Below are 7,338 nucleotides of genomic sequence, written 5' to 3' on the forward strand. Positions count from 1 at the left end.
CCGTGATCGATCAGACTGCCATCATCCACGACACCGCCATCGTCCATGAGTCTGCCGTCATCGGCAAAGGGGTTGAAATCGGCCCCTTCACCGTCATCGGCGCCGAGGTGGAAATCGGTGACAACACCTGGGTGAGCTCCCACGTGGTGATCAAGGGCCCGACCAAGATCGGTCGCGGCAACAAGATCTTCCAGCACACCTCCATCGGTGAGGATTGCCAGGACAAGAAGTACGCCGGCGAGCGCACCTTCCTCGAGATCGGCGACAACAACGTGTTTCGCGAGAACTGCACCGTGCACCGCGGCACCACCCAGGACCAGAGCCTGACCAAGGTGGGTAGCGGCAACCTGTTCATGGTCAACGTTCACGTGGCCCACGACTGCATCATCGGTGACAACTGCATCTTCGCCAACAACGCCACCCTGGCGGGCCATGTGCACATCGGTGACTTCGTGATCTTCGGCGGTCTGTCTGCCATTCACCAGTTCGGCCGCGTCGGCTCCCACGCCTTCGTCGGCGGCTGCGCTGCCCTGAACAAGGACGTGCCGCCCTACGTGATGGCCGCCGGCAACTACGCCAAGCCTTTCGGGGTCAACTCCGAAGGCCTGCGTCGTCGTGGCTTCAGCGCCGAGGCGATCTCTGCCGTCAAGCGCGCCTACAAGGAGATCTTCCGCTCCGGCAAGACCATTGAAGAGGTGTTGCCCGTGCTGAGCGAGATGGCCCAGAGCGAACCTGCCATCCAGCTCTATGTGGATTTCCTCAAGGACAACGAGCGCGGGATCATCCGTGCCTGATCCCATTCGCATCGGCATCGTCGCCGGAGAGACCTCCGGCGACATCCTGGCCGCAGGGCTGGTGCGCGAACTGCAAGCCCGCTACCCGGATGCGCAGTTCGAAGGGATCGCCGGGCCGCGGATGCAGGCTCTCGGCGTAAAGGCGCTGTTCGAGATGGAGGAGCTCTCCGTCATGGGCATCACCGAGGTGCTGGGCCGTCTGCCCCGCATCCTCCAGGTACGCCGCGAACTGCTGCGCCACTTCATCGCCAATCCCCCCGACATCTTCGTCGGTGTGGATGCACCGGATTTCAATATCGGGGTGGAGCTGAAACTGCGCCGCGCCGGTATCAAGACGGTCCACTATGTCAGTCCCTCCGTCTGGGCCTGGCGTCAGGGCCGCATTCACAAGATCAAGGCCGCCACCGACATGGTGCTCGCCTTCCTGCCGTTCGAGAAAGCCTTCTACGACCGTTTCGATGCCCCCTGTCGCTTCGTCGGCCACACCATGGCGGACGACATTCCGCTGGTGCCGGATCAAGGGGCGGTGCGCGAGGCCCTCGGCATCGATCCCGCCCGTCGCTGGCTGGCGGTGCTGCCGGGGAGCCGCACGGCGGAAGTGGGCTTCATGGCGCCGGTCTTCCTCGAGGCGTGCAAGCACCTGACGGTGCACAACCCGGATCTCGGTTTCATCGTGCCTCTGGTCAACCAGAAACGGCGCGAGCAGTTCCTCGCCATCAAGGCCGAGGTGGCCCCGGAGCTCGACATGGTGCTGCTGGACGGCCAGGGCCGCGAGGCCATGATTGCCGCCGATGTGGTGATGCTCGCCTCCGGCACCGCGGCCCTCGAGGCCATGCTGGTGAAAAAGCCCATGGTGGTGGGTTACAAACTCAAACCCTTCAGCTACTTGCTGGCCCAGTGGCTGGTGAAGACGGATTATGTCTCCCTGCCGAACCTGCTGGCGGACAAGATGCTGGTGCCCGAGCTCATCCAGCACGAGTGCACCCCGGCCAACCTGGTGGAAGAGGTGAGCAAGCTGCTGGACCATGACAACAGCGAGCTCATCGCCACCTTCACCCGGTTGCACGAGAAGATCCGCTGCAATGCGGATGTGCAGGCAGCGGAAGCGGTTGCCGCGCTGCTGGAACGCTAGTGGGCTCTGCCTGTGTGTCAGGCGTGATGTTGTGCTGATACTGGCCCTGCGGGGCCGGTTTTGATTCAAGGCTATGAGATGACGATCGATATTCCCGAAGACAAGCTGATTGCCGGGGTGGACGAAGTGGGTCGCGGCCCCCTGGTGGGTGACGTGGTCACCGCCGCGGTGATCCTGGATCCTGCCAATCCCATCCTTGGCCTCGCCGACTCCAAGAAGCTCTCCGAGAAGAAGCGGCTCGCCCTGTTTGGCGAGATCAAAGAGAAGGCGCTGGCCTATGCCATCGGCCGCGCCAGCCCGGCGGAAATCGACGAGCTCAACATCCTGCACGCCACCATGCTGGCGATGCAGCGCGCCGTGGCGGGGCTCAAGGTGACGCCCGAGCTGGTCTTCATCGACGGCAACCGCTGCCCCAGATTGCCGATGGAGGCCCGCGCCGTGGTCAAGGGGGACAGCCTGGTGGCCGCCATCAGCGCCGCCTCCATCCTCGCCAAGGTGACCCGGGACGCCGAGATGACCGAGCTGGACAGCCGCCATCCCGAGTACGGTTTCGCCCGCCACAAGGGCTACCCGACGGCGGAGCACCTCGCCATTCTGGCCGAACGGGGCCCGCTGCCCGAATACCGGCAGAGCTTCAAGCCGGTGCGCCGCGCTCTGGGGATCGAATAACCGATGCCGATCTGTCTGAACGATTTCTGCTTGCGCAATGAGAGGGCGTGACCATGGCTGATCCCCGCTTCATCCACCTGAGGGTGCACTCCGACTTCTCCATGGTCGACGGCCTGCAGAAGATCGGTCCCATCGTCTCCGCAGCCGCCGCCAACAACATGCCGGCCCTGGCCCTGACGGACCAGATGAACATGTGCGGCCTGGTGCGCTTCTACGGCTCTGCCCACGGCAAGGGGATCAAGCCCCTGGTCGGGGCGGATTTCTGGGTGCAGAGCGACGAGCTTGGGGACGAGCAGTTCCGCCTCACCCTGCTCGCCATGGACAACGACGGCTACCAGAACATCACCCTGCTCATCTCCCGCGGCTATCAGCGCGGTCATGTGCAGGGGCGCCCCGTCATCGACAAGGCCTGGCTTGGCGAACATGCCAAGGGGGTGATCGTCCTCTCCGGCGGGCGCGAGGGGGATGTGGGCAAGTTCCTGCTCAAGGGCAACCGCCAGATGGTGGAGCATTGCCTCGCCTTCTACCAGACCCATTTCCCGGATGCCTACTATCTGGAGCTGCTGCGTACCGGCCGCCCGGACGAGGAGGTCTACCTGCACATGGCGGTGGCCATTGCCAGCGAGTTCGAACTGCCGGTGGTGGCCACCAACGAGGTGGTGTTCCTCACCGCCGATGACTTCGATGCCCACGAGATCCGGGTCGCCATCCACGACGGCTACACCCTGATGGACAAGCGCCGACCGCGCCGCTACAGCCCCCAGCAGTACCTGCGCAGTCAGGAGGAGATGGCGGAGCTGTTTGCCGACATCCCGGAAGCCCTGGAAAACACGGTGGAGATCGCCAAGCGCTGCAACGTGACGGTGCGCCTTGGCGAGTATTTCCTGCCCAACTTCCCCACCGGCGACATGACCACCGAAGACTTCCTGGTCATGAAGTCGAAGGAAGGGCTGGAGGAGCGGCTGGCCTTCCTGTTCCCGGATCCGGCGGTGCGGGCCGAGCGTCGTCCCGAGTATGACGAGCGTCTCGACATCGAGCTCAAAGTGATCAACCAGATGGGCTTCCCGGGTTACTTCCTCATCGTGATGGAGTTTATCCAGTGGTCCAAGGACAACGGCATCCCCGTCGGTCCGGGCCGGGGCTCGGGGGCGGGGTCGCTGGTGGCCTATGCCCTCAAGATCACCGACCTGGATCCGCTGGAATTTGACCTGCTGTTCGAACGTTTCCTGAACCCCGAGCGGGTCTCCATGCCCGACTTCGACGTCGACTTCTGCATGGACAGGCGCGACGAGGTGATCGATCACGTCTCCGAGATGTACGGCCGGGAGGCGGTATCCCAGATCATCACCTTCGGCAGCATGGCGGCCAAGGCGGTGGTGCGGGACGTCGGCCGTGTGCTGGGCCACGCCTACGGTTTTGTGGATCGCATCTCCAAGCTGATCCCGCCCGACCCCGGCATGACCCTCGCCAAGGCGTTCGAAGCCGAGCCCAAGTTGCCGGAGCTCTACGAGCAAGACGAGGAGGTCAAGGACCTCATCGACATGGCCCGCCGCCTGGAAGGGGTGGTGCGCAACGCCGGCAAGCACGCCGGTGGCGTGGTGATCGCGCCCACCAAGATCACCGACTTCGCGCCGCTCTATTGCGACGACGAGGGGCATCACCCGGTCACCCAGTTCGACAAGAACGACGTGGAGTACGCGGGCCTGGTGAAGTTCGACTTCCTGGGGCTGCGCACCCTCACCATCATCGACTGGGCCCTTGGCATGATAAACCCCCGTCTTGCCAAAGAGGGCAAGCCGCCGGTCGACATCGCCGCCATCCCCATCGACGACAAGAAGTCGTTCGCCCTCTTGCAGCGCTTCGAGACCACGGCGGTGTTCCAGCTCGAATCCCGCGGCATGAAGGACCTCATCAAGCGGCTGCAGCCCGACTGCTTCGAAGACATGATCGCGCTGGTGGCCCTGTTCCGCCCGGGCCCGCTCCAGTCGGGCATGGTGGACAACTTCATCGAGCGCAAACACGGCAAGGAGGCCATCTCCTACCCGGACGAGAAGTGGCAGCACGAAAGCCTCAAACCCATACTCGAGCCCACCTACGGCATCATCCTCTACCAGGAGCAGGTGATGCAGATCGCCCAGACCCTGGCGGGGTATACCCTGGGTGGCGCGGACATGCTGCGCCGGGCCATGGGCAAGAAAAAACCCGAAGAGATGGCCAAGCAGCGGGCGGGCTTCGAGGAGGGGGCGGTCAAGAACGGCGTCGACGGCGAACTGGCGATGAAGATCTTCGATCTGGTGGAGAAGTTTGCGGGCTACGGCTTCAACAAGTCCCACTCCGCTGCCTATGCGCTGGTCTCCTACCAGACCCTCTGGCTCAAGACCCACTTCCCGGCGGAGTTCATGGCGGCGGTGATGACCGCGGACATGGACAACACCGACAAGATAGTGACCCTGGTGGACGAGTGTCAGCGCATGGGGCTGACCGTGATCCCGCCGGACGTCAACACCGGCCGCTACCGCTTCAGCGTCAACGAGGACGGCCACATCGTCTACGGCATCGGCGCGGTGAAGGGGGTAGGGGAAGGGCCCATCGAGGCGATCCTGGAGGCGCGGGATCGGGACGGTCCATTCCGCGACCTGTTCGATTTCTGCAACCGGGTCGACATCAAGAAGCTCAACAAACGGGTGATGGAGAAGCTCATCCTCTCCGGCGCCATGGACAGGCTCGGCCCCCACCGCGCCGCCCTGATGGCGACCCTGGAGGAGGCGATGCGCGCCGCCGAGCAGCACGCCAAGGCCCAGGCGGTGGGGCAGGTCGATATGTTCGGCGTGCTCACGGAGGAGATCGACGACGTCAAGAAGGCGTTCGCCAACGTGCCGCACTGGCCTGACAAGGTGTGGCTGGAAGGGGAACGCGAGACCCTCGGGCTCTACCTCACCGGTCACCCCATCAACCAGTACAGCAGCGAGCTGCGGCGCTACACCTCGGGTCGGTTGTGCGATCTGCATCCCACCTCCCGGGATACGGTGACCACGGCGGCGGGGTTGGTGATCGCGGCGCGCAGCATGGTGACCAAGCGCGGCAACAAGATGGGGATCTTCACCCTGGACGACAGATCCGGCCGTCTGGATGTGACCCTTTTCAGTGAAGCGCTGGAAAAATACGAAGAATTGATGCAAAAAGACCGTATTTTAGTGGTTTCTGGACAGGTCAGCTTTGATGACTTCTCCGGTGGCCTTAAAATGTCGGCCCGCGAGTTGCTGGATATCAACGATGCGAGGGAGCGTTTTGCCAGGGCAATCCGCATCTCCCTCGATGAACAACGCATTGACGAGCGCTTTTTCCCGCGTTTGTGCGAGATTTTGGAGCCCGCCCGTGCCGGAGTCTGTCCGGTTCAGGTAAACTATCGTCGCCCCGGTTCCCGGGTGCGATTGACGCTCGGTACCGAGTGGCGGGTGACGCCCACCGATCAACTGATAGATGACTTGCGAGTCCTGCTTGGACGAGAGCGGGTTGAATTGGTTTTTGATTAGAGGATCTATTGTCCCTATGAGTCTTTTTCTGGATTTTGAACAGCCGATCGCCGAGTTGCAGGCACAGATCGATGAACTGCGCCATGTGAGCGAGCACAACAGTGCCGTGGATCTCAGCGAAGACATTCGCCGGCTGGAGAAGAAAAACGAAGAGCTGACCAAGAAGATCTTCGGCGATCTGGGGGCCTGGCAGGTATCCCAGATGGCACGTCATCCCCAGCGCCCCTACACCCTCGACTACATCGAGCAGATCTTCACCGATTTCGACGAGCTGGCCGGGGATCGCGCCTATGCCGATGACAAGGCCATCGTCGGCGGCATCGCCCGTCTCGACGGCGAGCCCGTGATGATCATCGGTCACCAGAAGGGTCGCGAGACCAAGGAGAAGATCAAGCGCAACTTCGGCATGCCGCGCCCGGAAGGGTACCGCAAGGCCCTGCGCCTGATGGAGATGGCCGAGCGCTTCAAGATGCCGATCATCACCTTCATCGACACCCCGGGTGCCTACCCTGGCGTCGGTGCCGAGGAGCGTGGCCAGTCCGAAGCCATCGCCCGCAACCTGAAAGTCATGGCCGGCCTGACCGTGCCGGTGGTCTGCACCGTGATCGGTGAAGGCGGCTCCGGCGGCGCCCTCGCCATCGGCGTGGGCGATCGGGTCAACATGCTGCAGTACTCCACCTACTCCGTCATCTCCCCGGAAGGGTGCGCCTCCATCCTGTGGAAGAGCGCCGAGAAGGCCTCGGTGGCGGCGGATGCCATGGGCATTACCGCCCAGCGCCTGAAGGAGCTGAAGCTCATCGACAACATCGTCGAGGAGCCCCTCGGTGGTGCCCACCGCGATGTGGAGAAGATGGCCAAGCACCTGAAAGCGCGCATCAAACAGGATCTGGATGCCCTGCGCCCCCTCGACAGCGAGCAACTGCTGGAGCAGCGCTACCAGCGTCTGCTGGGTTACGGCTACTGCTGATCTGGCGCTTCCAATAAAAAGTCCCCGCATGCGGGCAATGCTGTTCAGATAAGCACTTTTTTGACTGATTATTCATAAATTGGATTTGAGTTGAGGGGGCAAGGCTGTGTCCAGTCGATCTTCCTCCAGCCTTTATCCAGCGGGGCTTGCAATAGAAAGAGGGAGGCATCATGCCTCCCTCGATTTTTTGTCCTGATACTACGTGGACTGGAACTCAAATTCTCTTAAGTGAACAGCATTGCC

The 7,338-nt window shown here is 62.7% G+C and carries 5 protein-coding genes; all 5 read left to right on the top strand.

The features are described from left to right. The first annotated feature begins 2 nt into the window (after window positions 1-2). The 5 genes from lpxA to accA all read left to right on the top strand — a co-directional run bounded on the left by lpxA (window position 3) and on the right by accA (window position 7,095). Entirely contained in the window at window positions 3-794 is a 792-nt protein-coding gene (lpxA, locus tag C3418_RS06160) for an acyl-ACP--UDP-N-acetylglucosamine O-acyltransferase (protein ID WP_010673415.1), read from the top strand. Beyond that, window positions 787-1,926, top strand: a complete 1,140-nt coding sequence (gene lpxB / locus C3418_RS06165; protein WP_039039432.1) for a lipid-A-disaccharide synthase — start codon at window positions 787-789, stop codon at window positions 1,924-1,926. Before lpxA ends, lpxB begins: the two co-directional genes overlap by 8 nt. Before the next feature lie 78 nt (window positions 1,927-2,004). Further along, on the top strand, window positions 2,005-2,595 hold the full coding sequence (gene rnhB, locus C3418_RS06170) for a ribonuclease HII (RefSeq protein ID WP_039039433.1): 591 nt from the start codon (window positions 2,005-2,007) through the stop codon (window positions 2,593-2,595). Window positions 2,596-2,648: 53 nt separating this feature from the next. After that, window positions 2,649-6,128, top strand: coding sequence for a DNA polymerase III subunit alpha (dnaE, locus tag C3418_RS06175; protein WP_102949240.1), 3,480 nt, complete (start codon window positions 2,649-2,651; stop codon window positions 6,126-6,128). Window positions 6,129-6,144: 16 nt separating this feature from the next. Continuing rightward, the gene (gene accA, locus C3418_RS06180) at window positions 6,145-7,095 is read left to right on the top strand and encodes an acetyl-CoA carboxylase carboxyl transferase subunit alpha (RefSeq protein WP_010673419.1); all 951 of its coding nucleotides are present in this window, start codon (window positions 6,145-6,147) and stop codon (window positions 7,093-7,095) included. The last annotated feature ends 243 nt before the right edge of the window (window positions 7,096-7,338 follow it).

Origin of the sequence: Aeromonas sp. ASNIH8, from assembly GCF_002919855.1 — a bacterium.
In the GTDB taxonomy this organism is placed as follows: domain Bacteria; phylum Pseudomonadota; class Gammaproteobacteria; order Enterobacterales; family Aeromonadaceae; genus Aeromonas; species Aeromonas caviae.